Raw genomic sequence first — 25,185 nt, 5'->3', positions numbered from 1 at the left:
AAAAGCTTCTTACTTGGATAAAGCAACACTTTGAAGCGTCACATCTACCCATACAGCAAGCACCGTGCCAGCTTTTAATTTCCCTTAAAAATCAAGTACTTATATTCAAATCCGATTTTTCCAGCCCATTTCCGCCGGATCCGGCCCGAAAAACGGGGCTTTTTGTCGCCTGCCAGCGACAGCTTGTGGCAACAATATCAATGTTTCAGACTAAGACGCTGATTTTTAACGCTTTATTTTTGTCGCTAATCAGCGACAGGGTCGCCGTCGGCCCGGAACAGGGCCGGCGTCAGCTCGTATTTCTGCAATAAACGGTAGAACTCCGTGCGGTTGCGGTCAGCCAGGCGGGCCGCGTCGGCCACGTTGCCGTCCGTCAGGCGCAGCAGCTGGATCAGGTAGTCGCGCTCGAAGCGCTGCTTGGCTTCGTTATAGCTGAGCGCTTCGAGCGACGGCACGCGCAGGGCGCGCTGCACCAGCGACAAGGGCACCAGCGGCGCCGTGGCCAGCGCGCAGACTTGCTCGACGACATTGACCAGCTGGCGCACGTTGCCGGGCCATGGCGCCGCCACCAGGGCCGTGAGGGCGTCGGGCGCGAAGCCGTTCAGGGTTTTTTGGTACTTGGCCGCCAGTTTCTGCAGGAAATGGTTCGCCAGCAGGGCGATATCTTCGCGGCGCTCGGCCAGCGGCGGCAGGGTCAAGGTCACGACGTTGAGGCGGTAATACAGGTCTTCGCGGAATTGCCCTTCCGCCATGGCCACATCGAGGTCGCGGTGCGTGGCGGACAGCAAGCGCACGTCGACAGGCCGCGTCTGGTCGGCGCCCACGGGCCGCACGGCCCGCTCCTGCAGCACCCTCAGCAATTTGACTTGCAGCGGCAGCGGCATGTCGCCGATCTCGTCCAGAAACAGGGTGCCGCCATCGGCCGCCTGAAATAAACCTTCGCGGTTGCCCACGGCGCCCGTAAACGAGCCTTTCACGTGGCCGAACAGTTCCGATTCCAGCAGTTGTTCGGGAATCGCGCCGCAGTTGACGGCGATGAACGGCGCCTTGGCGCGGCGGCTGGCGTTGTGCAGCGCGCGCGCCAGCAATTCCTTGCCCGTGCCGCTGGGGCCGCGGATCAGGATGCTGGCGTCGGAACCGGCCACCAGCTTGGCTTCGGCCAGCAGCTCGGCCATCTGCGCACTGCGGCTGATCAGTTCGGCACGCCAGCTTTCGTCGCCGGACGCGGGCGCCGGCATGACGGTGGACAAGTTGATGGCGTACGCCACCTTTTCCATCAAGAGCTTGCCGTCGAACGGCTTCGTCAGATACGCAAACGCGCCGCGCGCCGTGGCATCGACGGCGTCGGGGATGGTGCCGTGCGCGGTCAGTAAAATGACAGGCAGGGCAGCATGCTGGCGGCGGATCTCATCGAACAAAGCCAGGCCGTCGCGGCCCGGCAATTGCACGTCGGTAATGACCAGGGCCGGCAATTCCACGGCCAGGCGCGCCAGCGCCGCTTCCGCGCTGCCCACGGCCGTCACGCGGTAGTTGCCCGCCTTCAAGCGGATGGTCAGCAAACGCAACAGGTCGGGGTCGTCGTCGACCAATAAAATGTGGGCGTGCTCGCTCATTTCGCCGCTCCCGCGGCAGGGCGCACGGACAGGCTGCGCTCGATGTTTTTCAGTGCCTCGAGTTTTTCATTGAGCAAGTCGATGCGGCGCTGCGCGTCGCGCAACTGCGTGTTGAGCTTGTCGATGCTGTCTTCCTGGCGGCGCAGTTCCGCGTACTGGCTGCCGAGCAATTGCGCCAGCGGCGCCAGCAGCTGCGCATCCTTGCCCGTGGCCGTGGCCAGCGGTTCCAGCAACGCTTGCGCGCGGGCCAGGTCGCCGGGGCCGCGCACGGTCGCCTGCAGCATGGCGCGGCGGATCGTGTTGTGCGGCGCGTGGTCGGCCTTGGCCTGGTCCAGCTGCGCTTTCGCCAGTTCCGACGGCGTCATCAGGCGCAAGGCGCTTTGATACGCGAGCAGTTCGGCCAGCTGGGGGTCGGCCACGACCACCACGCGCGGCGGCGTCTGTACCAGCACGGGCGTCTGGACGGGGGACTTGGCGGCGCAAGCGCCCAACAGCAGCGCACAGGCGGCCATGCCGGCCAGGGAAGTTCTCGTCATCATAAGGGCAGTTCTATCCGAAAATGCGCGCCAGCCTGGCGCGGTAAAAGAGTGACGCTGCCATCGTGGGCGGCGATATATTCGCGCACGATGGACAGGCCGATGCCATTGCCGTTGCGCGCGCCGGCCGCCTGGCGCACTCCCTGGTAAAACGGTTCAAAAATGCGCGCGGCATCCTCGGGCGCCACGCCGGCCCCCTCGTCGATGCAATCGATGCGCACACGGCCGCCTTCGCAAGACAAGCTGAAGCGCACGGTGCCGCCCTCCGGGCTGAAGCGCACGGCATTCGACAGCAAATTCGCCAGGGCGGTGGCCAGCTTGTCGCGGTCGGCCTGCACGATCAGGGACTCGCCCTGCACCTCGACCGTCAAACGGCGCGCCAGCCATTGCAGGCGCTGCGCGGCCACCACATCTTGCAGCAAGACCAGCAAGTCGACCTTGCTGTGCGCCAGATGCTGGGCATCAAAAGCGGCGGTATTGTAGCGCAGCAAGTCTTCGATCTGGGTTTGCAGCGAGGCCGTGTTTTGCTGCAAGATGCCGGCGATTTCGCGCTGGCTGTCGCTGAGCTTGCCCGCCACCTCGTCTTCCAGCAAGGCCACGCCTTCGCGCAGGGCCGCCAGCGGCGTCTTCAGCTCATGCGAGATGTGGCGCAGAAAACGTTCCTTGTCGGCATCGAGGTCCGCCAGGCGCTGGCGCAGCCAGTCCAGCTGCTGGCCCAGGCGGCGCGTGTCGGCCGGGCCGCCGACGACGATGGGCTGGTCGTAGCGCTTCTCGCCCAGGCGCTCGATGGCCGTCTCGATGCGGCGCAGCGGACGCGAGAGTAAAAAACCGAAACAGGTGGCCAGCACGGCCGCCAGCAGCACGGCGCCGCCCACCAGCAGGCCCAGCAGGCGGCGCTGGCGCTCCAGCTCGGCCAGCAGCGCGTCATTGCGGCTGCCGATTTCCGTCTTGCTTTCGCGCGCCAGGCTGTCATTGATCTGCGTCATGCGGGCAAACGCGCGGTACACGACGGCGTGGCCATCGCGTTTGCGGCGTTTTCCAGCTTGCAACACTTCCCACGCCGATTGCGCCTGCACCGTCCATTCGTCGGCCAGCTGGGGAGCGAATTCGGGCGTGGCGCGGTTCAGCACTTGCAGCGCCGCCGTCGCTTCCTCGCGCGCCGCCGCGTAACGCTCGCGGAACACGGGGTCGTCCAGCACGAGGAACTGGCGCGCGCTGCGCTCCATGGCCAGGGTGCGCTCGGACAGGCGCTGCGACTGTTCCGTCAGTGCAATCGCCTGCGCCGCCGTCTCGCGCCCCAGCCGGGCCAGGTGCTCCAGGGTCAGCAGGGCTTGCACGGAAGTAGCCGTCAAGATACCCGTCGTCAAAATGAAGGCGGCAAATAACAGTTGGCGAAAGGAAAGTCGGGACAAGGTAGGCGCCTTCGGTTCAGTCTGGAGTGCAAAAGGCGCATGGTACGCTAAGCTTTCATTCGGAGACGCCACCCACCTTGTAATGATCAATTTTGCAACACTGTCGCTTTTCCGGCGGCCAGCAAGGCCCCGGCGGCGGCGCACGAATACTCCTAGTACAATAGGGAAAAACTTCACGCAGGCATCAAAGTAGCCCACGGCCCTGGCATTGCGCCACTTTGCCCCCACATGTGATGCAGCCCCACCGACACTCCGAATCACCTACCGAAGAGATCCCATACCGCATGAGCACATTTGAAAAAGTCAGCAGCAACTTCATTCCAGTCTTGCAGGCAACCATCGAGCAATATGTCGAGCCAGCAACGGGCATGCGCCATATCCACATGCATACCGAGCAGGCTGAGATGGTGTTCCTGGTGGCCTTTCCCACTGTGCCGGAATTGAGCGACGGACGCGCCCACATCCTCGAACACCTGGCCCTGTGCGGTTCGTCGCGCTACCCGGTGCGCGACCCGTTCTTCTCGATGCTGCGCCGCTCGACGGCCACCTTCATGAATGCGATGACCTATCCGGACCGCACCGTGTATCCGTTCGCCAGCACCGACCGCAAGGATTTCTTCAACCTGCTCGACGTGTACCTCGACGCCGCCTTCTTCCCCAACCTCGATTACCTGAATTTCCGCCAGGAAGGCTGGCGCCATGCGTTCGAAGGCGACAAGCTCGTGTACCAGGGCATCGTCTTCAATGAAATGAAGGGCGCCTTCAACAGCCCCATGCGCGCACTCGACAGCGGCATCGCCAGCGCCTTGCTCAAGGGCACGACGTATGAAGTGGAATCGGGCGGCGATCCGCTGAATATCCCCGAGCTGACGCATGCCATGCTGAAAGAATTCCACGCCAGTCACTACCATCCTTCGCAAGCCGTGATCATGACCTCCGGCAATATCGAAGCGTCGGCCGTGCAAGAGCAGGTCGCCGAGCGCGTGCTGTCCAAGCTCAGCGGCTTTAGCCCGCGCCGCCTGCCGCAGCTGGCGCCCGCGTGGACGGCGCCGCAGGAAAACATCGTCAAGATTCCTTCGCAGGAAGCGCGCGACGATGAATTCGGCCTGCAATTTGCCTGGCTGATGGGCGAATCGAGCGACCCCATCGCCTACTACCACGCGCATTTGCTGTCGCACGGCTTGCTCGGTGAATCGTCGGCGCCCGTCATGCGCGCCATGGAATCGGCCGGCTATGGCCGCCCATCGGACATGAATGGCCGTGACGCGGGCATCCGCCAGATGGTGTTCCACATCGGCATGGAAGGTTTGACGCAGGAACAGATCGCCGATGCGCACCAGCGCATCTGGACGGCCTTGGAAGAAACGGCGGAAGAGGGCATACCCGCCGCCGTGCTGCACGCGGCCTTGCGCGACATCAAATACAGCCAGCGCGAAATCAGCAGCGGCCGCATGCCTTACGGCCTGGGCCGTTTGCTGCACGCCTTGCCGCTGGCCATGTACGACGGCAACGTGATGGATGCCTTCGACAATGCGGCCATCCTGGAAACCCTGGAACAGCAGATCGACGACCCGGCCTTCTTCAAGCAGCTGGTACGCGAGCTGATCGCCAACCCGACCCGTTTGACGACGCACGTGGTGCCCGACAGCGCCTATTTTACGGACCGCGCCGCGCAGGAAGACGCCAAACTGGCGGCCCTGCAGGCAAAGCTGACGGATGCCGAGCGCGAACACATCGTGGCCGAGTCCGCCGCGCTGGAAGCGCATCAGCAACTGCCGTCGAATTCGGAAGTGCTGCCGCGCATCCGCCCGGGCGACGTCAGCGCCGCGCCGCGCCCGGCCCTGCCGATTCCACCGGCCGTCGATGGCGCCGTGGCGTTCAGCATTGCCTCGAACGGCATCAGCTATGCCAATGTGCTGTACGACGTATCGGGCTTGCCGGAAGCGTCGTGGCCCTGGCTGCGCCTGTACACGGACCTGGCGCCGGAACTGGGCGTGGGCGACATGTCGTTCGACGACGCCAGCGCCTGGCGCCAGAGCATGGTGCCGTCGTTCCACATCGGCCTGGAAGCCATCCCGCGCCCGCAGCAAGCGATGCGCGTGGAATTGTCGTTCTCGGCCAGCGGCTTGCGCGAAGAACACGCGGCGATCGCCGCCGTGCTGTCGGCCTGGATCGCCAAGCCACGCTTCGATGAAGAAGAGCGCCTGGCCTTCCTGATCGAAAGCCTGGTGCAGGACAAACTCTCCAGCCTGGCCGAATCGGGCAACCGCTACGCCATGCTGGCGTCGGCGGCCCCGCTGTCGCCAACGCGCCGCTTCGACGACATCGTCGGCGGCCCGGCAGCTTTGCCGTTCTACCGCCGTTTGCAGCAGTTGAGCAAGACGTCGGCAGGCTTGCAGGAAATCGCGCGCGAACTCGACACCCTGCATGCGCACATCATCGCCCAGCCGCCGACCGTGCTGTGCGCGGGCCTGGAGCAGGATGGCATCACCCTGGCACGTCTGCTCGAGTTGCCAGCGGCCAGCAAAGATGCGGCCGCACCAGCCGTTGCCGCCGCTCCGGCTGCCTTGCCACTGGCCAACACGGCCCTGCATGCGACGAGCCAGATCAACCATTGCTTCGTTTCCTGGGCCGTGCCAGGCGTACACAATCCGGACGCTGCGGCCCTGGCCGTGGCTGCCGAGCTGATGACCAACCAGGTGCTGCATACGGCCCTGCGCGAAAAAGGCGGCGCGTATGGCGGCAGCGCCAGCTACGCGGCCGGCGCCGGCACGTTCACGCTGAGCTCCTACCGCGATCCGCGCCTGGCCGGCACGTTTGCCGACTTCGGCACGACGCTCGACCAGATCCTCGACGGCGATTTCTCGCAAGAGCAGGTGGAAGAAGCGATCATCTGCGTCATCAAGGGCCTCGACAAGCCGCACTCGCCGTACGCGGAAGCGCTGACGGCGTGGAACATGCAGCAGCGGGGCACGACGGAAGCCGTGCGCCAGCAGTTCCGTACCGGCGTGCTCAATTGCACCCTGGCGCAGATCAAGGACGTCACGCGCACCTGGCTGAAAAACGGCCAGCAAAGCCGCGCCGCGTTTGCGGGCAATACGACGCAAGACCTGGCCGGCCTGGACGTGGTCGATTTGCTGGCGCTGGCTTCCTAAGCTGGCCGGAGACGTCGGATTACGCGCGGCTTTGCCGCGCTAATCCGACCTACCCGATCTGCCTGAGCCGTAGCGTAGGTCGGATTAGCGGCGGCACGCCGCGTAATCCGACACCACCACCGATCAGCCAGGTACGGCGCCTGCTTCCATGTACATCAATTCCCACTGATGCCCATCGGGATCCTGGAAACTGTGGCCATACATGAAGCCGAAATCGATCGGCTCCTTGTAGATGCTGCCGCCCGCCTGGACGGCTTTTGCCACCAGCGCATCGACTTCGCCCCGGCTCTCGGCCGACAAACACACGAGCACTTCCGTCGCCACCTTGGTATCGCACAGCTGCTTGGGCGTGAATTGCTTGAATTTGTCGTGCGTCAACAGCATCACGAAGATATCGTCGGCAACGATCATGCACGTCGCCGTTTCATCCGTGAAATGGGCATTGAAACTGAAGCCCAGCGCCGTGAAAAACGCCACGGAGCGTTCCAGCGACTGGACGGGCAGATTGACAAAGATTTTGCGGGCCATCATGTCTCCTTGTGGGTCGTAGTTATGGATGCTGCCCGCCGATTCTACACCGGCTTTTTACGCGCCCGCGCGGCCCACGGTCTTCGGCGCATAGCCGAAATAGCGGCTGAAGGCGGCACTGAAATTGGCCGGGTGGCGGTAGCCCGTTTGCCAGCCCGCCTGCGCCACCTGGCAACCATTTTCCAGCAGTAACTTTGCCCGCTGCATGCGCAGCGCCAGCAGGGTGCGCTGCGGGCTGTCGTTGTAGCGGTAACGCCATCCCTGCTTGAGTTTGAACAAGCTCAAGCCCACTTGCGCGCACAGGTAATCGAGCGTGAGTGCCTGCGCCATCTGCTCCTGCATCAGCGCGTAGACGCGTTCCAATTTGACGATGTCGGCCTCGGACCAGCGCGGTACAAGAACGGGCGCAGGCCGCAGTCCCCGCAGCTGTTCCGCCAGGATACTGAGCACGCTGATATGCACGGCCAGCGGGTCCGTCGCGCGCAGCAGCGAGCGGGCGTGCAGGGTAGCGGCCGCCGTGGTGGCCGCATGCGCCAGCTGGCGCGCGCCGCCGTGGGGCAGCAGGGACGCCAACCCCTCCGGCCAGTAGCGCGCCAGCGCCTCTTCATCGACCAGCACGCGCAATTGCGCCGCCCGTTGATGCGCCTCGAAACGGCGCTCGCCGCTGACGTGCCGGAACACCGTCATCGTTGTATGGCCACCCTGGAAACGCAATTGTTCGCCATCGCGCGTGGCGTAGGCGGACGCGCCTTCCAGGCCGATGGTGATCACCATGCCGCCCCCGTCGTCATGCTGCGATGGCTCGACGAGCGCAAGCCGTGGCCGGTAGTCGGAATGCACGAGCAGCAAGCCCTGGTCGACCTGGCGCTGGTCGGCGCGGCACTCTTTCAACCCCGGGTCCAGCTGGCGCCGCGTCCAGCCTGCCGCTTCCCTGTCCTGTCCCCTCATCGCTCCTCCCTGTCCTTGCGCGCCGTCGCGCATACGAAATACGCCGTGCCGCATATAAATGCAAATGATAATTATTCTCATTGTTGCATAAAATGACGCTGATGCCCACCTCGCCGAAAGGAAGATCATGTCATTCGATACGCAACACGCCTTGCAACCATACTGGGACCTGGCCGTCGCGCCCGTCCAGGCCGATGGACTGGCCGCCGCCCTGGAACTGGGTATTTTCGAGGTGCTGGCCACGCCGCACACGCCGGCGCAACTGGCGGACGTCCTGTCGCTGCATGGGCCGCACACGGCCCTGCTGCTGGAATTGCTTTGGAGCATGCAGGTGCTGGAGCGCGACGGCGCCGATACTGAGGCACTACGCTACCGCTGCACGGCCACCACCTTGCAGTATTTCTGCCGCGACTCTGTTGCCTTTTGCGGCGACGCCTGGCTGTACCGGCTGCACGCGCTGCGCCATTTCGCCACGCAGCTCAACACCCTGGTGCGCGACGGCGGAAAAGTAACGCCCTACAGCACGGCGAGCGGGGTCAACTGGGCCGCCGCCGCGCAGCAGCAGATCGGCCAGGAGCAGCGCGCCGTCACCATGCGCGCCGCCCTGTGCGTGATGCAGCGCGTCGCCCCGTTTGCGGACGGCAACACGCCGCTGCGCCTGCTCGACGCGGGCGGCGGTCCCGGCTGGGTGGCCATTGCGCTGGCGCAAGCCCATGCGGGCGTGCACGGCTGCGTTTTCGACTGGCCGGAAACGGTGGCCGTGGCGGCCGCGAACATCGCCCATGCGCAACTATCCGACCGCCTGGAGACCCTGGGCGGCGACCTGGACAGCGACGATATCGGCGGCGGCTACGACCTCATCTGGTGCTCGTCCGTGCTGCATTTCGTGCCAGACATGGCGGCTGCCTTGAGCAAGATGCAGGCGGCCTTGAAGCCCGGTGGCGTGCTCGTCTGCGTGCAGGCGGAAATCGCGGCGGCGCCGGGCGACGCGGCGCGGGTGCTGCCGTATTACTTGCCGATGCGCATGCTGGGCCGCACGGTGACACGGCACGGTGAATTGGCGCAGCTGCTACGCGACACGGGCTGGCGGCAAGTGGAGCAATACGGAGCCAGCGATTTTCCCATGGCGCCCGTGCAGGTGCTGATTGCTCGTGCCTAACAATTACCATTTGGTAATTATCTTTTTTATAGCAAAAAAGGACGCAAATGCGCTAAGCTGTGCCGGCATTGATCGATGTCATCCGCAGCACTGTGCTGCCTTCACAAGGAACCCATCATGAGTCAAGCTATTGCAGGGAAAGTCGTCCTCATCACCGGTGCCAGCAGCGGCCTGGGCGAAGCCACCGCGCGCCATCTGGCCGCGTTGGGCGCCTGCGTCGTGCTCGGTGCGCGCCGCATGGATTTGCTTAATACCATCGCCGAGGAAATCACGGCCGCCGGCGGCCAGGCCGCCATTGCCCAGACCGACGTCACTCAGGCGGGCGACCTGAAACGCCTGGTCGACACGGCCCTGGCCGTGTTCGGCAAAGTCGATGTGATGATCAACAATGCGGGGCTGATGGCCATCGCGCCGATGAGCGCCTTGCAAGTCGACGAGTGGAACAACATGATCGATATCAACATCAAAGGCGTGTTGAACGGCATCGCCGCCGTCCTGCCATACTTCCAGGCGCAAAACAGCGGCCACTTCATCAATATCTCGTCGGTGGCGGGGCTAAAAGTCTTCAGCCCGGGCGGTACCGTCTACAGCGGCACCAAGTTTGCCGTCAGCGCCATTTCGGAAGGCTTGCGCCACGAGCTGGCGGCCAGCGGCGGCACCATCCGCACCACCGTCATTGCGCCGGGCGCCGTCGACACGGAATTGAGCCAGGGCAGCAGCCACGCAGAGAGTGCCAAGGCCGTCAAGGAGTTCTACCAGATCGCCATTCCCGCCGATGCCGTGGCGCGCGCCATCGCGTATGCGATCGAGCAGCCGGCCGACGTGGCTATCAATGAGATCGTGCTGCGCCCGACGGCGCAGGCGTTTTAAGCGGCATCCTGTTGCAGCGATTCGATGATCAAGCCGGCCAGGCGCTCGACGGGCGGCCTGGACACGCTTGAGGCGCGCAGCAATTCCAGCGACAGCGGAGGCAGGGCGGGCAAGCCCGCTTCCACGTGATCGAGCGCGCGCACGGTCGAGGGCAAGCCCAGGCCCGTGCGCACCGTCACGCCCAGCCCGGCCGCCGCCGCCGCCCACAGTCCCGCCAGGCTGGGACTGGTAAACGCCGTGCGCCAGGCGATGCCGGCCCCATCGAGCGCCTGCGTGGCGCAGCGCTGGAACAGGCATTCGCGGTCGAACGTAATGAGCGGCAAAGGCTCGCCCGACTCGGGGCGCCAGGCCAGACTGGAGGAGGCGATCCAGCGCATGGACGGTTCGGCAATATGCTGGCGCTGCTGCTGCGGATATTCGGCCACGTCGGCGATACAGGCGCCGCCCCACAGCAGGGCCAGGTCCAGCTGGCCCATGGCCAGCCCTTCCATCAGGGCCGTGTTGCGCGCCACGTGCGCCTCGATGCGCACTTTCGGATGCGCGCGGGCAAAACGCCCCAGCACGTCGGGCAGCAAGGCTTCGCCAAAATCCTCCTGCAAGCCCAGCCGGATCCACCCTTCCAGCTCCGCGCCGCGCAAGGCGACGGCTGCCTCGTCGTTGAGTTCCAGCAGGCGGCGCGCATAGCCGAGCAGCACGTCGCCGGCCGGCGTCAGCGCCAGGCCCCGGCCATCCTTGCGGAACAGGGGCATGCCCGCCTGCTCCTCGAGTTTTTTCAGCTGCGCGCTGACGGCCGAGGTGGAGCGGCCCACCTTGTCGGCCGCGCGGGCAAAGCTGCCCAGCTCGATGCCAGCCACATAGCTGCGCAGAAAGGCGATGTCGAAATTAAGCAGGCTCATGGCGCGGAAGCAATCGTCCGGTTTTTTGGGATGGTACAGCGTAAATTATCTGATATTCAGAATGATCGTAGCGCGCGACACTGTCAGGGTCAACCACTTTTCTCTCCCTGCCATGAGCCCCCGTTGCCAAGCCATTCCCGTTCCTGTCCCCGTCACCGCGCCCGTGCTGGGCGACGCCCACCGCTGGAAAGTGCTCGCCGTCGGCGTGGCGGCCAATGCCAGCTTTTCCGCCGCCGCCAACGGCATGCCCACCACGGCCATCTGGCTGCGCAGCGGCTATCACCTGAGCAATACAGAACTGGGGGTGGCGCTGGGCGCCATGGGCCTGGGCGTGGCCCTGACCGAATTGCCATGGGGCATGGCCACCGACCGCTGGGGCGACCGCCCCGTGCTGCTGACCGGCTTGCTGGGCACCATGCTGGCGCTGCTGGCCTTGCTGCTGTGGATTACGCCCGCTGACGGGTCCGTGCCGCCCTTATGGGCGCTGGCGGCGGGGCTGGCCCTGGTCGGCGTGCTGGGCGGCAGCGTGAACGGCGCCAGCGGCCGCGCCGTGATGCGCTGGTTCGGCCCCGGCGAACGGGGTTTCGCCATGAGCATCCGCCAGACGGCCGTGCCGCTGGGCGGCGGCCTCGGCGCCCTCGTCCTGCCCAGCCTGGCATCGCGCTACGGCTTCATGCCCGTGTTCGGCGCCCTGGCCCTCGTATGCGGCCTGTCGGCGTTTTTTACGTGGCGCTGGATGCATGAGCCCGATTTCTCTGCCGAGGCCGCCAAGGGGCCGCACAATGCGTCCAAAAGCCTGTCCGGGGTCAAGCCACTGCCACCGTTACGCAATCGAAAGGTCTGGCGCATGGTAGCCGCCATCGGCTTGCTGTGCGTACCGCAGTTTGCCGTGCTCAGCTACGCCACCGTCTTCCTGCACGACCATGGCGGCCTGGGCCTGGCGGCCATCACGGCCGTGATGGTGGCCCTGCAGGCGGGCGCCATGGTGATGCGCATCTGGAGCGGACGCCATACGGACCGCCACGCGAACCGGCCCGCCTACCTGCGCGGCTCGGCCCTGGTGGCGCTGACTGCATTCATTTTGCTGGGATGCATCGCCTGGCTGGAGTCGCCGGGCTGGCTGCTGATGGCCGCCGTGGTGCTCGCCGGCATCGCCGTGTCCGCCTGGCATGGCGTGGCCTACACGGAGCTGGCCACGGAAGCGGGCGGCGCCAACGCGGGCACGGCCCTGGGCATGGCGAACACGGCCGTCTACGTGGGGCTGTTCCTCACGCCGATGGCCATCCCGCACCTGCTGGCGGCCAGCAACTGGCCCGTCGTATGGTGGCTGGCGGGACTGGTGGCGCTGCTGACCTGGCCGCTGTTTCCGAAGCCTTAAGAAAGCGGCGAAATCCTGTAAACGCAGCGCATCGCGTTCGCCAGCACGTGCTGCTCGCGCACGATGCTGGCGCTTGGCCCCACCACTTCCTGGAACAGCTGCAGTTCGGAGCGGCAAAAGCCCTGGCAGGTGCGCGCCGCGGCGCAGATGGGGCAGTGGTCTTCGATCAGCAGCCAGTCGTCGCCGTCCGCTTCCACGCGCGCCATATACCCCTCTTCATCGCGCACGGCGGCCAGCTGCTGCAGCCGCGTGGGCAAGTCCGGCGCCGAACACGCCAAGGCGTACGCGCTGCGGCTTTCCTCTTCGCGCTGCGTGATCAGTTTATCCAGCCCCGCCTCGCCGAACAGCTGGCGCACGGAACCGATCAGCTTGATCGTCAGCTGCGCATGCGTGTCGGGAAAGCGCGCATTGCCCGCTTCCGTCAAGACCCAGTTCTGGCGCGGCCGTCCCGCGCCCGCCTGCGCTTCCTGGCGTCCTTCGATCAGGCCCGCCGCCACCAGCTTTTGCACTTGCTGGCGCGCCGCCTCGCCCGTCATGTCCAGGGTCTTGGCCAGGCTCGCCGTGGAGACGGGTCCTTTGGTCTTGATGAAATACAGGATGCGCTCCGTCGTTTGCGGCGCCTCGCTATTATCCAAACGTTTACTTGTGTAATTCATTTCGCTCAACTATCATGGGGCCAGTTAACCAACTAATTGCTTGCATAATAGGCCGGTAGCTCCCCGCTGTCGAGGAGTTTCCACGCCTGCATGCCGGCAAGGTACTCTTTTGACAGGATTTTCCCATGCAACTGTCTCACTCGATCTGGCTGTTTCACGCCATCCTCGCTACCGGCCTGGCCTCCTGGCTGACCCTGGCTGCCATCAACAACCTGCACGCCTTCCACGGCTCCGTCTGGGCCATCGGCAACACCATGCGCATGGACCCGCTGCGCCAGGACCCGACCATCCAGACGCCGCTGCTGCGCCGCGCGCTCACCTCATTGACCTTGCACCGGCTCTCGCTGGGCGTGGTGCTGGCGCTGCAACTTGGCGCCGCCATCGCCGCCTGGACGGGCGTGGCGCTGTTGTTCGGCGGCGGCCTGGCCGCTGGCTTGCCCTGGCTGAACCTGGCCTTGTGCGCGATGGCCGCCTTTTTGCTGCTGATGCACCTGGGCGGCCTGTGGTTCGGCTACTGGATCGCGCAGGAAGGCTTGCAGACGACGCACCTGGTGCTGCTGCTGTGGACCATAGCCCTGTTTGTACTCTTCAACGCGCAGCGGACCTGATCAGCCTCCGCTGCGCCTCTTCTTCCCTTTGTACTTTTCCCTTTGTACTGCTGTAAAGGACTTCATCATGAATACGAAAATCGTCGGCGCCTCCGCGCTGGCCATCGCCCTGGCCGTCGCCGGTGCCGCGCTGTACCCCCGTGCCGAATCGCATGCGGCCGATGCCGCCGCTTACCCGGCCACCAAGGTGGCGCTGGTCCCTGTCGTGCTGGGCACGCAGGAACGCTTTTTTGCGGGCGTGGGCGAACTGGAAGCGGCGCGGCAAGTACAAGTGGCGGCCGAAACGGGCGGCCGGATCACGCAAATCCGCTTCGAATCGGGCCAGAGCGTGGCGGCCGGCGCCGTGCTGGTACAGCTCAATGACGCCCAAGAACAGGCAATGCTGCTGCGCCAGCGCGCACAGCTGAAAAACGCGGAAAGCAGCCATGCGCGCACGCTGCAGATGGTCAAGGAAAAGGCGGCCACGCAGGAGCAGCTCGACACTGCCCTGGCCGCGCGCGATGCGGCCCTGGGCGACGTGCGCCAGACGGAGGCGCTGATCGCGCAAAAGACCATCCGCGCGCCGTTCGCGGGGCAGCTGGGCATCCGCAAGGTGCACGCGGGCCAGTACCTGAACGCGGCCGACACGGTGGCCAGCCTGATCGACACGAAGTCGCTGCTGGTGAACTTCGCCCTCGATGAACAGAGCAGCGCCAAGCTGGCGCCGGGCCAGGCCGTGCAAGTGCTGGTGGACGCGTATCCGGGCGACGTCTTTACGGCGAAGATCAACGCCATCGACCCGCTGATCGCCCGCTCGCGCATGGTGCAGGTACAGGCGGCGCTCAGCAATCCGCGCGGCGCCTTAAAAGCCGGCATGTACGCGAATGTGCGCGTGGCGCGCGAGGCGGGCCAGCAGCTGACGGTACCGGAAACGGCCGTGACCTACAGCGCCTACGGCGACACGGTCTTTGTCGCGCAGCAGGAGGGCAAACAGCCGCTCACCGTCAAGCGCGTGGGCGTCAAACTGGGCGAGCGGGCAGGGGGCCGTGTCGCCATTATCGATGGCTTGCGCGAAGGGCAGCGCGTGGTCGCTTCGGGCCAGCTGAAACTGGCCGACGGCATGGCCGTGCAGGCCGTGGCCAACACCCTGGACGAGGCCAAGCGCGCCGCGCCCAAGGCCGGTTCCTAAGGAGCGCACACGATGAAATTTACCGATTTATTCGTGCGCCGCCCCGTGCTGGCGCTGGTGATCAGCACCCTGATTCTAATGCTGGGCGTGATCGCCATCCTGCAACTGCCGATACGCCAGTATCCGATGCTCGAATCATCGACCATCACCGTGAAAACCACGTATCCGGGCGCCTCGGCGGAACTGATGCAGGGTTTTGTCACGCAGCCGATCGCGCAAGCCGTGTCGTCGGTGGAAGGCATCGATTACCTGACCTCGTCGTCGGTGCAGGGCAGCAGCACCGTCACCGTGCGCATGGAACTGAACCGCGATTCCACGCAGGCGTTGACGGAGGTGATGGCCAAGGTCAACCAGGTGCGCTACAAGCTGCCCGAAGGCGCTTTTGACCCCGTCATCGAGCGCTCGGCCGGCGATTCCTCGGCCGTCGCCTATGTGGGCTTTGCCAGCGAGAGCGTCTCGGCGCCCGCGCTGACGGACTACCTGGCGCGCGTGGTGCAGCCGATGTTCGCCACCATCGACGGCGTGGCCAAGGTCGACGTGTATGGCGGCCAGCAGCTGGCCATGCGTTTGTGGATCGACCCGGCAAAATTAGCGGCGCGCGGCTTGACGGCAGCCGACGTGGCCGACGCCGTGCGGCGCAATAACTACCAGGCGGCGCCGGGCAAGGTGAAGGGACAATTCGTCGTCTCCAACATCAGCGTCAACACGGATCTGACCAGCGTGGCCGAGTTCCGCGACATGGTCATCCGCAAGGGCGGCGATGACAGCGCGTCGCTCGTGCGCCTGAAGGACGTGGGCACGGTGGAACTGGGCGCGGCCGCGACGGAAACGAGCGGCATCATGGATGGCGTGCCGGCCGTGTACCTGGGCCTGTCGCCCACGCCGGGCGGCAACCCGCTGGTGATCGTCGACGGCATCAAAAAACTGCTGCCCGAGATCCAGAAAACCCTGCCGCCCGGCGTGAAAGTGGAGCTGGCGTTCGAGACGGCGCGCTTCATCCAGTCGTCCATCGACGAGGTGGCGCACACCCTGCTCGAAGCGCTGCTGATCGTCGTCATCGTCATCTACCTGTGCATGGGTTCCTTGCGCTCCGTGCTGATTCCCGTCGTGACGATTCCGCTGTCGATGCTGGGCGCGGCGGCGCTGATGCTGGCCTTCGGCTTCAGCATCAATCTGCTCACCCTGCTGGCGATGGTGCTGGCCGTGGGCCTGGTGGTCGACGACGCCATCGTCGTGGTGGAAAACGTGCACCGGCATATCGAGGAGGGCAAGACACCCGTGGCCGCCGCGCTGGTCGGTGCGCGCGAAGTGGCCGGCCCCGTGATCGCCATGACGATCACGCTGGCGGCCGTGTATGCGCCGATCGGCATGATGGGGGGCCTCACGGGCGCGCTGTTCAAGGAATTCGCGCTCACTTTGGCCGGCGCCGTGGTGGTGTCGGGCGTGGTGGCATTGACCTTGTCGCCCGTGATGAGCTCATTGCTGCTGCAGCCGAAACAATCGGAAGGGCGCATGGCCCGCGCCGCCGAGCATTTCTTCGAGGGTTTGACCAGCCGCTATGCGCGCCTGCTGGACCGCTCGCTGCACCACCGCTGGCTCAGTGCCGGTTTCGCCGCACTGGTGATGGTGAGCCTGCCGTTTTTGTACCTGCTGCCGCAGCGCGAACTGGCGCCGGCGGAAGACCAGGCCAGCGTGCTGACGGCGATCAAGGCGCCGCAGCACGCCAACCTCGATTATGTCGAGCGCTTTTCGTACAAGCTCGATGCCATCTACAAGCATATCCCCGAAACGCACTCGCGCTGGATCATCAACGGCGGCGAAGGTCCGGCATCGAGCATCGGCGGCATCAACCTGACGCCGTGGGCCGAACGCGCGCGCAACGCGGCCGTCATCCAGGCGGAATTGCAGCACGCCGTGGGCGACGTGGAAGGCACGAGCATCTTCGCCTTCCAGCTGGCGCCCTTGCCGGGATCGAGCGGCGGCTTGCCCGTGCAGATGGTCTTGCGCAGCGCGCAGGATTACGCCACCCTGTTCCGCACCATGGAAGACGTCAAGCAGCGCGCGCGCGATAGCGGCCTGTTTGCCGTCGTCGACAGCGACCTCGATTACAACAACCCCGTGGTGAAAGTGCGCGTGGACCGCTCGAAGGCGAACAGCCTGGGCATCCGCATGCAGGACATCGGCGAATCGCTGGCCGTGCTGGTGGGCGAAAATTATCTGAACCGCTTCGGCATGGATGGCCGCGCCTATGACGTCATCGCGCAAAGCCCGCGCGAACAGCGACTCACGGCGCAAGCCCTGACGCAGCAGTACGTGCGCGCCGACGATGGCAGCCTGCTGCCCCTGTCCGCCGTCGTCTCGGTGACGGAACAGATCGAGCCGAACATGCTGACCCAGTTCAACCAGCAAAACGCGGCCACCTTCCAGGGCGTGCCGGCGCCCGGCGTGACCCTGGGCGACGCCGTCGCCTTCCTCGACGGCGTGGCGAAAACCCTGCCGCCCGGCTTCAGCTACGACTGGCAGTCCGACGCGCGCCAGTTCGCCACGGAAGGCAATGCCCTGCTGCTGGCCTTCCTGGCGGCCGTCGTCGTCATCTACCTGGTGCTGGCGGCCCAGTACGAAAGCCTGACGGACCCGCTGATCATCCTGATCACGGTACCGCTGTCGATTTGCGGCGCCCTGATTCCGCTGGCGCTCGGCTACGCCACCGTCAACATCTACACGCAGATCGGCCTGGTGACCCTGATCGGCTTGATCAGCAAGCACGGCATCCTGATGGTGGAATTTGCCAACGAATTGCAGGTGCATGAACAGCTCGACCGCATCACGGCCATCCGCAAGGCGGCGCAGATCCGCCTGCGCCCGATCTTGATGACGACGGCCGCCATGGTGGTGGGCCTGGTGCCGCTGCTGTTCGCTTCCGGCGCGGGCGCCAACAGCCGCTTCGGCCTCGGTGTCGTGATCGTCTCGGGCATGTTGATCGGCACCTTCTTTACCCTGTTCGTGCTGCCCACCGTGTACACCTTTCTGGCCCGCCGCCACACGGCCGACCATGCCACGCCGCGCGCCCGCGACCTGTCGCAGGCGCTGAAGGAATCCCCATGAAAAATTACCGCTATCTTGTCGCCCTTTTCCCCGTGCTGGCCGGCTGCGCCGTCAGCCCCGCCTACGTCACGCCGGGCACGCCCGCCATCACCCTGGCCAGCCCGCAGCAAGCGCAATTCGCAGCTGGCACGGGCGCCGTCAGCGAGGCCGCGTGGTGGACGTTTTTCGATGATGCACGGCTGTCGCAGCTGATCGCCAGCGCGCTCGCACACAACCTCGATATCGCGCAGGCGCAAGCCAACCTGCTGGCCGCGCGCGCCGTCTTCGACGAGCGCCGGCTCGACGAACTGCCCGCTGTCACAGGGCAGGCGGGCTGGCAGCGCACGGTGCAGCAAAACACGCCCGACAGCCGCACCGCCAGCGCCAGCACGCGCGTGGGATTCGACGCGCAATGGGAGATCGACCTGTTCGGCCGCCTCGCGCACATGAGCCGTTCGGCGCAGGCGCGCGCCGATGCGGCGCAGGCGGACTTGCGGCAAGTGCGGCTGACGATAGCCGCCGAGGTGGCGCGCAATTACTACGAGGCGCTGGGCTACCAGCAAAACCTGGCGCTGACGCAGGCGCAGGTACAAAGCTGGCGCGATACGGTGGCATTGATCGACGCGCGCATCCGTGCCGGCAGCGGCTTGCCGGAAGAACGCCACAACGCGCTGGCCAACCTGGCGCGCAGCGAGGCGGCATTGCCACCGTTGCAGGCGGGCTTGCGCCAGGCGCAGTACCGGCTCGATGTGCTGAGCGGGCAAGCGCCTGGCGCCATCGCGCTGGCGACCACACCGCGCCAGCAGGCGCCGCTGGCCGGCCAGCTTCCCCTCGGTGACGTGAATCAGCTGATCAAGCAGCGGCCCGACGTGGTGCGCGCCGAGCGCCTGCTGGCCGCCTCCAGCGAAGACGTGGGTGCCGCCACGGCCGACCTGTATCCGCGCCTGAGCCTCGGCGGCTTTCTGGGCTTCTTCGCACTGCGCGGCAGCGGCGTGTTCGATGGCGGCGCGCGCGCCTTTGAGGTGGCGCCCTCCGTCAGCTATCCGGCCTTCCGCCTGGGCAGCGTGAAGGCGCGCTTGCGCGGCACGCAGGCCGAGGCACAGGGCGCGCTGGCACGCTATGAACACACGATGTTATTGGCGCAGGAAGACGTAGAAAACGCCGTCACGCAGCTGGCGGAAAACCAGACGCGATTGGCCTCCCTGCTGGAATCGGCGCGCCACGGCAACGCGGCCCTCGGCATCGCCAGCACGCGCTATGCGGGCGGCGGTGGCAGCTATCAGGCGGTGCTGGAAAACCAGCGCGCCTTGTACGATATCCGGCGCGAAGCGCTGCTGGCGGAGACGGCGTCCTACATCGATGCGATTGCCCTGTACAAGGCGCTGGGATGGGGGCAAACTATGTAGCATTTTTCGATCAGGAGGAAATCCGATGTTCACGCAAGGCAGCTGGCTCAATCCACCGGAAAACTGGTCCGCCGACGGCGCGCAATTGCGCGTAACGACGGATGCGAACACGGATTTCTGGCGCAAGACCTCGTATGGTTTTATCCGCGACAGCGGCCACTTTTTCGGCACGGAAGTCGATGGCGATTTCACGGCGCAGCTGCACGTGGCCGCGCAGTACGCGGCGCTGTACGACCAGGCCGGCATGATGGTGCGCATCGACGAGCAACACTGGATCAAATGCGGCGTCGAATTTTCCGACGGCCAGCTGCTGTTGAGCACCGTGCTGACGGTGGATAAATCGGATTGGGCCGTCAGCATCGCGCCCGCCATGCCGGACGGTTTCTGGCTGCGCGTGACGGTGGAAAAGGGCGTCATCCGGGTGCAGTATTCGACCGATGGCAAGCTGTGGCCGCTGATGCGCCTGGCGCCGTTTCCCGAGGCCAGCCACTACCGTGTCGGACCCATGTGCTGCACGCCGGAACGCGGTGGACTCGAGGTCGCATTTTCGCATTTTACGGTGGGTCCGGTGCAGCGCAAGGACCTGCACGACCTCACTTGAGCGCCGGCGTGTGCATGGCGCGTCAGACGGCGGCATCGAGCCACTGATTGTCGACGCACCATTGCCGCACATCGGCGATCAGTTGCGCTGAAACAGGCTGAAGTCCCGGGAGTTTTTTCTCGTATTTCTGGATGCTTGCCACAAAAAAAGTGAAAAAGGCGGCGCCGATCAATTGGCGTTGTGCCGGCGTGTTTTTTTTCACCGGTACAAAGTCTTCCTCATCCATGGCGATATCGAGGCCAAACATTTTATCGCCGGCGTAGTAACGGCAAAAGGTTTTTCTCTGCAAGTCTTTCGGCAGGCAGCGCAGGCAGACAAACAATTCCCAGTCGAGATCAGGATATTTTTCTTCCATCACGGGACCAAGCTGCCGCAGTTCATCAGCAATGTCAAAGACTTTGCTCCAGCTTGGCGAGTCCGATGTCGTGTCTATGCGCATGTTTGTTTTCTCCGAGTGCAGGCATCGCATGATACGTGCATCGTCCTTCAGGCAGCGCACGAGCACAGTGCCATCAACTCAAGGCAGTATCGAGCACCATCATCAGGAGAAATCCGAACACCAGTGCGGTACTGGCAACACCGCCATGGCCGCTGCGGTGCGTCTCGGGAATGGCGTCGTGCACGATGACAAACAGCATGGCGCCGGCGGCGGCGGCCAAGCCCCATGGCAGCAGGGTCGAGGACATGCCGATCAGCGCCTGGCCCGCCATGGCCGCCACGGGTTCGACCAGGCCGGAGGCGGCGCCCATGGCCACAGACAGGCGCCGGCCATAACCGACGCCACGCAGCGCCAGCGCCACCACCAGCCCTTCCGGGATGTCCTGGATGGCAATGCCGGCCGCCAGCGCATTGGCCTTGTCCAGATCGATGCCCGCATAGCCGACGCCGATGGCCAGCCCTTCGGGCAGGTTATGCAAGGTGATGGCCAGGACAAAAATCCACGCGCGTTTCAGGCTGCTGGCAGCGGCGGCATCGAGCGCATCGGCCTGCACGTGCGGGCGCACGGCGACATTGAGCGCGATGATCAGCGCCACGCCAGCGCCCATGGCCATGGCAACCGTCAGGCCGGCCGCCATGGGCGTGGCGCCGTGTGCGCGTGCGGCAGCCAGGGCCGGCAAGATCAGCGAGAATGCCGTTGCCGCCAGCATCACCCCGGCGCCGAAGCCGAGAAAACCATCGTAGCCGCGCTGTGAAAACCTGTGCGACAGCAGCACGGGCAAGGTGCCCAGTGCCGTGGCACCAGCGGCCACGCCGCCGCCCAGCAGCGCTGCAGGCACGCCGGCGTGGCGCCATGTCAGTTCGCCCAAGGCGGCCGCCAGCAGGAGCAGGGTGGCGCCGCCGCACAGGGCAAGGCCCGGCAGGCGCCGGCCGGACAGCTGCCTGGCTACGCTCGCCAGGTTGCGCTGCCTGCTCACTGCCGGGCGCTGCCGCCGCACGGCCTACAGCGGCATGTCCGGCGCAGCGCCATTGTTGCGGCCGTTGGGCCGCATCCCCAGTTCCGCGCCCGTCAGCGGATCGGCATCGGGATTCGATGCCGTGCGCGCCGCCATCTGCTGCACGGTGGCCAGTTCGTCCTTCGGCAATTTCACTTCCGCCTCGCCGGTGCCGCCGTCCACCGCCATCTGCTGGCGCGGATCGGAAACATACTGCCACTTGCCGCCCTGGTTCCACGGCCCCCGTTCCTCGCCCGGCCCCTGCGACATATTGAAATACACATCCGCATACTGCGGGTCGCCTGGCAGTTTGCCCGGTGGAAAATTGGGCTCGATCGAATACAGCGCTTTTTCAAACGACTTCTGGTGCGCCACTTCGCGCGTCATCAGGAAGCCCAGCGCCTCCTTCACGCCCGGATCGTCCGTCAGGTTGATCAGGCGCTCATAGACGATCTTGGCGCGCGCCTCGGCGGCGATGTTCGAGCGCAGGTCGGCCGTCGGTTCGCCGATGGTGTCGATGTAGGCGGCCGACCATGGCACACCGGCCGAATTGACCAGCGGCGCGCCGCCGCCATACAGCACTTGCGTCACATGGCTGTCGTTCCCCGCGCCCGTGATATTGCGGTACAGCTCGGCGGCCTGGTCGACGCCCTCGGCCAGGCGCCCCCTGGCGCCCTTGTTGAGCATGACGACGATATTGCCGATCACTTCCAGGTGGCTCAGCTCTTCGGTGGCGATATCGAACAGCATGTCCTTGCGGCCCGGGTCGTCTTCAGCCAACGCTTGCGTGAAGTAGCGGCAGGCCGCTGCCAGCTCGCCCTGCGGGCCGCCGAATTGTTCCAGCATCAGGTTGGCCAGCCCGGGATTGGGCTGCTCCACCCTGACCGTATATTGCAGTCGCTTGTTGTGTGCAAACATGGTGCTCTCCTCATTCCCGGCACGCAGCCTACTCGTGCTGGTTCAATGACCTGTGGATGTCCTTCGACTCGTTGCGGCCCGGCCTGTCGTCGGCCAGCTTGCCCGCTTCGCTCTGCGGCTGCTGGCTCACGCCTTTGACGTGGTCGCGATGCTCGGGCTGTCCCAGGGTGGCCATGTTTTCCTGCTCCACGGGATCGGGCCCGCCCTGCGGCGTGATGACGTCATTCGCCCAGTGCCCGCTGTTGACGTTGCCGCTGGCGAGCTTGCCGCCGCCCTGGCTGGCGTAGGCGTCGCCCGCCGCCTTGCCGGCGTCGGTCTTGTCCATGCGCGTATTGCGGCCCTGGTCGGTGGGATGCTGGGGCGTATTACCGTGTTTTTCCTGCATGGGATTCTCCTGACGTGATGAGGGAAGCACCATGCTACTGGCGCGCACGCGCCGGCAAGATAGGCGCGCGGCGTGGCGCCATGTAGGAAAGCATCCCGTGCGTCAACGCCGCCGCAGCCACAGCGCGCCGGCGGCCAGGCCGATGCCGAAAGCGCCATACACCAGCAGCAGCGACGGGCGCGACAAGCGCATTTCGTAGCCCGGTTGCAAACGGTGCGGCGTGAGCTGGTAGTCGGTGAAACAGGCGATGGCCGTGGCGCCGGCCGCCGCCGCCACGGTCGACGCCGCGCGGCGCCGGTCGAGGATGCGCGCCGCATAGCGCTCGAACAGCACGCCCCAGAACATGGCGCTGCAATGGTGGATGGCGTAGCCGAGCACCGTGTGCTTCAGCGTGGCGTCATCGCGGCGCGCCGCCCGGTCGCCCCACAGCCAGTGGCTGATGGCGTTGACGGCAGAGAACATGCTGCCCGTTTCGCGCCGGCCGCAAACGGCCAGGGCGACGGCGGACAAAAGGGAGGCAAGGCTGCCCGAAAGGGCGCCATAACGCAGGGCCAGTGGCAAGGCAGGCATGGTTTTTCTCCAGTGGTGTATGCGCACAGTGAACTGAAACGCAAAAGGCCTATCCAATCCCCATCAGAAGGGGGCATGCATGCGCATACTGCTGACGGGGGCGAGCGGTTTCATCGGAACGCATGTTTCGACCGCGCTGCTGGCCGAAGGTTTCCAGCTCGCGTGCACGACACACCGTGCGCGTCCCCATGCCCGCATCGGCGCGGAGCCGCGCGTGCGCCTGATCGACGCCGATTTCGCACGCGACACGGCCAAGGCCGCATGGCTGCCCCGCCTGGACGGCATCGACGTCGTCATCAATTGCGTGGGCATCATCGCCGAGCATGGCGCGCAGACGTTTGCCGCCTTGCACACGCAAACGCCGTGCGCCCTGTTCGCCGCCTGCGCCGAAAGCGAGGTGCAGCTGGTAATCCAGCTGTCGGCCCTGGGCGCCGACGCGGGCGCCGTCTCGCCCTACCACATGAGCAAGAAGGCGGCCGACGAGTTTCTCGCCAGCCTGCCGCTGCGCGCCGTCATCGTCCAGCCCTCGCTCGTGTATGGCGACGAGGGCGGCAGCGCGCGCCTGTTCCGCATGCTGGCCAGCCTGCCCGTCTATCCCCGCTTCGGCCGCGCGCCGCAGCTGGTGCAGCCCGTGCACGTGGACGACCTGACCGATGTCATCGTGGCGCTGGTGCGCGGCGCGGGCGCGCTGGGCGGCCAGAAGACGCGCCGCGTGCCCGTCGTGGGATCGCAGGCGCTGCCGTTTACTGCCTACCTGACGGCCCTGCGCGCGGCCATGGGCCTGGGACGCCTGCGCGTCGTGCCGCTGCCCAGGCGGCTGATGCCGCCCGTACTGCTGCTGGCCAGGCTGCTGGGCTTTGCCATGCCGGACCGCGCCACCCTGGGCATGCTCGAACGGGGCAATACCGCCGATGCGGGGCTCACGCGGCGTTTACTGGGGCGCGCGCCACGGCCCGTGGCGCAGTTCATCAGCGACGCGCGCGGTGCGGCCGTGCGCGCCCAGCTGGACTGGCTGCTGCCGATACTGCGCCTGTCGCTGGCCATCGTGTGGATCGTCACGGCCATCGTCTCGGCCGGCGTCTATCCCGTGGAAGACAGCTACCGCCTGCTCGCGCGCAGCGGCGTGCCGCCCGATTGGGCGCCGCTGCTGCTGGCCGGCGCCTGCCTGCTCGACCTGCTGTTCGGCCTGGCCACCATGGTCCTGCGCCCGCCGTGGCGGCGCTGGCTATGGCCGGCACAGGGCGCGCTGATCCTGTTCTATACCGTCTGGATCGCCATGCGTCTGCCCGAATTCCTGTGGCATCCGTATGGCCCCCTGACGAAAAACCTGCCCATGCTGGCGGCCCTGTGGCTGCTGTACCAACTGGAGGAAAAGGAATGGAATACCTGACCATCAAGTGGCTGCACATCGTCTCGTCGACCCTGCTTTTCGGCACAGGTATCGGCTCGGCCTTCTACCTGCTGTTCACGAGCCTGAGCCGCGACGTGCGCGCCATCGCCGTCGTCAGCCGCCACGTGGTGCGGGCCGACTGGCTGTTTACGGCCACCACGGTGGTATTCCAGCCCCTGAGCGGCTTTTACCTGGTGCACCTGGCCGGTTTTCCCTTGAGCAGCGGCTGGATCGTCTGGTCAGTGGCCTTGTACCTGGTGGCTGGCGCTTGCTGGCTGCCCGTCGTGTGGCTGCAGATGCGCATGCGCGACATGGCGCAGGCCAGCGCGCGCGACGGCCTGGCCTTGCCCGCGCTGTACTGGCGCTACCTGCGCATCTGGGCCGCGCTGGGCGTGCCCGCCTTCTTCGCCCTCATCATCGTGTTTTATTTGATGACGGCCAAGCCGGCCTGAGCGCCGTGGCGCAGCACGA

The 25,185-nt window shown here is 65.6% G+C and carries 23 protein-coding genes; 11 read left to right on the top strand and 12 right to left on the bottom strand.

Features of this window, described 5'->3' with window-relative positions:
* Positions 1-245: 245 nt before the first annotated feature.
* Genes AC1Q6X_RS10710 through AC1Q6X_RS10700 form a run of 3 tightly spaced genes read right to left on the bottom strand, consistent with a single transcriptional unit; the run spans position 246 to position 3,561 of the window.
* On the bottom strand, positions 246-1,613 hold the full coding sequence (locus AC1Q6X_RS10710) for a sigma 54-interacting transcriptional regulator (protein ID WP_121670765.1): 1,368 nt from the start codon (positions 1,611-1,613) through the stop codon (positions 246-248).
* Positions 1,610-2,152 (bottom strand): hypothetical protein, encoded by a 543-nt coding sequence (locus AC1Q6X_RS10705; protein WP_492496859.1) that lies wholly within the window; start codon positions 2,150-2,152, stop codon positions 1,610-1,612. Before AC1Q6X_RS10705 ends, AC1Q6X_RS10710 begins: the two co-directional genes overlap by 4 nt.
* On the bottom strand, positions 2,149-3,561 hold the full coding sequence (locus AC1Q6X_RS10700; RefSeq protein WP_492496857.1) for a HAMP domain-containing sensor histidine kinase: 1,413 nt from the start codon (positions 3,559-3,561) through the stop codon (positions 2,149-2,151). Before AC1Q6X_RS10700 ends, AC1Q6X_RS10705 begins: the two co-directional genes overlap by 4 nt.
* A 284-nt stretch (positions 3,562-3,845) precedes the next feature.
* Here AC1Q6X_RS10700 and AC1Q6X_RS10695 point away from each other — a divergent pair, with 284 nt between their 5' ends.
* Positions 3,846-6,716: an insulinase family protein gene (locus tag AC1Q6X_RS10695; RefSeq protein WP_492496855.1), complete on the top strand. Its 2,871-nt coding sequence runs from the start codon at positions 3,846-3,848 to the stop codon at positions 6,714-6,716.
* Positions 6,717-6,839: 123 nt separating this feature from the next.
* Here the strand turns inward: AC1Q6X_RS10695 and AC1Q6X_RS10690 are convergent, their stop codons facing one another.
* Together AC1Q6X_RS10690 and AC1Q6X_RS10685 are read right to left on the bottom strand one after the other, a co-directional pair.
* Positions 6,840-7,244, bottom strand: a complete 405-nt coding sequence (locus tag AC1Q6X_RS10690; protein ID WP_070223284.1) for a VOC family protein — start codon at positions 7,242-7,244, stop codon at positions 6,840-6,842.
* 57 nt (positions 7,245-7,301) lie between these two features.
* Positions 7,302-8,192: a helix-turn-helix domain-containing protein gene (locus AC1Q6X_RS10685; RefSeq protein WP_492496853.1), complete on the bottom strand. Its 891-nt coding sequence runs from the start codon at positions 8,190-8,192 to the stop codon at positions 7,302-7,304.
* Between the two features lie 127 nt (positions 8,193-8,319).
* Between AC1Q6X_RS10685 and AC1Q6X_RS10680 the strand changes: the two genes are divergently transcribed.
* Together AC1Q6X_RS10680 and AC1Q6X_RS10675 are read left to right on the top strand one after the other, a co-directional pair.
* A complete protein-coding gene (locus AC1Q6X_RS10680) occupies positions 8,320-9,351 on the top strand; it encodes a methyltransferase domain-containing protein (protein ID WP_492496851.1) in 1,032 nt (343 codons plus the stop codon).
* Between the two features lie 117 nt (positions 9,352-9,468).
* Complete coding sequence (locus AC1Q6X_RS10675) at positions 9,469-10,221, top strand: SDR family oxidoreductase (RefSeq protein WP_230504408.1); 753 nt, start codon at positions 9,469-9,471, stop codon at positions 10,219-10,221.
* Here AC1Q6X_RS10675 and AC1Q6X_RS10670 read toward each other — a convergent pair.
* Positions 10,218-11,117: a LysR substrate-binding domain-containing protein gene (locus AC1Q6X_RS10670; RefSeq protein WP_070223293.1), complete on the bottom strand. Its 900-nt coding sequence runs from the start codon at positions 11,115-11,117 to the stop codon at positions 10,218-10,220. The two genes, AC1Q6X_RS10675 and AC1Q6X_RS10670, sit on opposite strands and share 4 nt — an antisense overlap.
* Before the next feature lie 112 nt (positions 11,118-11,229).
* Here AC1Q6X_RS10670 and AC1Q6X_RS10665 point away from each other — a divergent pair, with 112 nt between their 5' ends.
* A complete protein-coding gene (locus AC1Q6X_RS10665) occupies positions 11,230-12,495 on the top strand; it encodes an MFS transporter (protein ID WP_492496951.1) in 1,266 nt (421 codons plus the stop codon).
* On the opposite strand, the gene AC1Q6X_RS10660 is transcribed toward AC1Q6X_RS10665, so the two are convergent.
* The gene (locus tag AC1Q6X_RS10660; RefSeq protein ID WP_492496848.1) at positions 12,492-13,151 is read right to left on the bottom strand and encodes a helix-turn-helix transcriptional regulator; all 660 of its coding nucleotides are present in this window, start codon (positions 13,149-13,151) and stop codon (positions 12,492-12,494) included. The genes AC1Q6X_RS10665 and AC1Q6X_RS10660 overlap by 4 nt on opposite strands.
* A 125-nt stretch (positions 13,152-13,276) precedes the next feature.
* On the opposite strand from AC1Q6X_RS10660, the gene AC1Q6X_RS10655 reads away from it, so the two are divergent.
* The 5 genes from AC1Q6X_RS10655 to AC1Q6X_RS10635 all read left to right on the top strand — a co-directional run bounded on the left by AC1Q6X_RS10655 (position 13,277) and on the right by AC1Q6X_RS10635 (position 20,018).
* On the top strand, positions 13,277-13,759 hold the full coding sequence (locus AC1Q6X_RS10655) for a DUF2165 family protein (RefSeq protein ID WP_492496846.1): 483 nt from the start codon (positions 13,277-13,279) through the stop codon (positions 13,757-13,759).
* 67 nt (positions 13,760-13,826) lie between these two features.
* Positions 13,827-14,927, top strand: a complete 1,101-nt coding sequence (locus tag AC1Q6X_RS10650) for an efflux RND transporter periplasmic adaptor subunit (RefSeq protein ID WP_492496844.1) — start codon at positions 13,827-13,829, stop codon at positions 14,925-14,927.
* Between the two features lie 12 nt (positions 14,928-14,939).
* The gene (locus tag AC1Q6X_RS10645) at positions 14,940-18,032 is read left to right on the top strand and encodes a MexW/MexI family multidrug efflux RND transporter permease subunit (RefSeq protein WP_492418726.1); all 3,093 of its coding nucleotides are present in this window, start codon (positions 14,940-14,942) and stop codon (positions 18,030-18,032) included.
* Entirely contained in the window at positions 18,029-19,417 is a 1,389-nt protein-coding gene (locus tag AC1Q6X_RS10640) for an efflux transporter outer membrane subunit (protein ID WP_492496842.1), read from the top strand. The genes AC1Q6X_RS10645 and AC1Q6X_RS10640 overlap by 4 nt, the downstream gene beginning before the upstream one ends.
* 25 nt (positions 19,418-19,442) lie before the next feature.
* Positions 19,443-20,018, top strand: a complete 576-nt coding sequence (locus AC1Q6X_RS10635) for a DUF1349 domain-containing protein (RefSeq protein WP_492496840.1) — start codon at positions 19,443-19,445, stop codon at positions 20,016-20,018.
* 22 nt (positions 20,019-20,040) lie between these two features.
* Here the strand turns inward: AC1Q6X_RS10635 and AC1Q6X_RS10630 are convergent, their stop codons facing one another.
* The 5 genes from AC1Q6X_RS10630 to AC1Q6X_RS10610 all read right to left on the bottom strand — a co-directional run bounded on the left by AC1Q6X_RS10630 (position 20,041) and on the right by AC1Q6X_RS10610 (position 23,324).
* Entirely contained in the window at positions 20,041-20,457 is a 417-nt protein-coding gene (locus AC1Q6X_RS10630) for an Imm44 family immunity protein (RefSeq protein ID WP_492496838.1), read from the bottom strand.
* A 73-nt stretch (positions 20,458-20,530) separates the two neighbouring features.
* On the bottom strand, positions 20,531-21,433 hold the full coding sequence (locus AC1Q6X_RS10625) for a ZIP family metal transporter (protein WP_492496836.1): 903 nt from the start codon (positions 21,431-21,433) through the stop codon (positions 20,531-20,533).
* Positions 21,434-21,457: 24 nt separating this feature from the next.
* Positions 21,458-22,369: a manganese catalase family protein gene (locus AC1Q6X_RS10620; RefSeq protein WP_230504393.1), complete on the bottom strand. Its 912-nt coding sequence runs from the start codon at positions 22,367-22,369 to the stop codon at positions 21,458-21,460.
* A 28-nt stretch (positions 22,370-22,397) separates the two neighbouring features.
* A complete protein-coding gene (locus tag AC1Q6X_RS10615) occupies positions 22,398-22,754 on the bottom strand; it encodes a hypothetical protein (protein ID WP_492496833.1) in 357 nt (118 codons plus the stop codon).
* A 102-nt stretch (positions 22,755-22,856) separates the two neighbouring features.
* Positions 22,857-23,324 carry a hypothetical protein gene (locus AC1Q6X_RS10610; protein WP_492496831.1) on the bottom strand — a complete coding sequence of 156 codons (468 nt, stop codon included), beginning with the start codon at positions 23,322-23,324 and terminating at the stop codon, positions 22,857-22,859.
* Between the two features lie 79 nt (positions 23,325-23,403).
* Between AC1Q6X_RS10610 and AC1Q6X_RS10605 the strand changes: the two genes are divergently transcribed.
* Positions 23,404-24,714: an SDR family oxidoreductase gene (locus tag AC1Q6X_RS10605; RefSeq protein ID WP_492496829.1), complete on the top strand. Its 1,311-nt coding sequence runs from the start codon at positions 23,404-23,406 to the stop codon at positions 24,712-24,714.
* On the top strand, positions 24,702-25,166 hold the full coding sequence (locus AC1Q6X_RS10600; protein ID WP_492496827.1) for a DUF2269 family protein: 465 nt from the start codon (positions 24,702-24,704) through the stop codon (positions 25,164-25,166). Before AC1Q6X_RS10605 ends, AC1Q6X_RS10600 begins: the two co-directional genes overlap by 13 nt.
* Positions 25,167-25,185 lie beyond the last annotated feature (19 nt).

The sequence above is a fragment of the Janthinobacterium sp. GW823-FHT06H09 genome (assembly GCF_058794735.1).
Note: the sequence above shows the minus strand (reverse complement) of the source record. Positions and strands in the feature narration are given on the sequence as shown.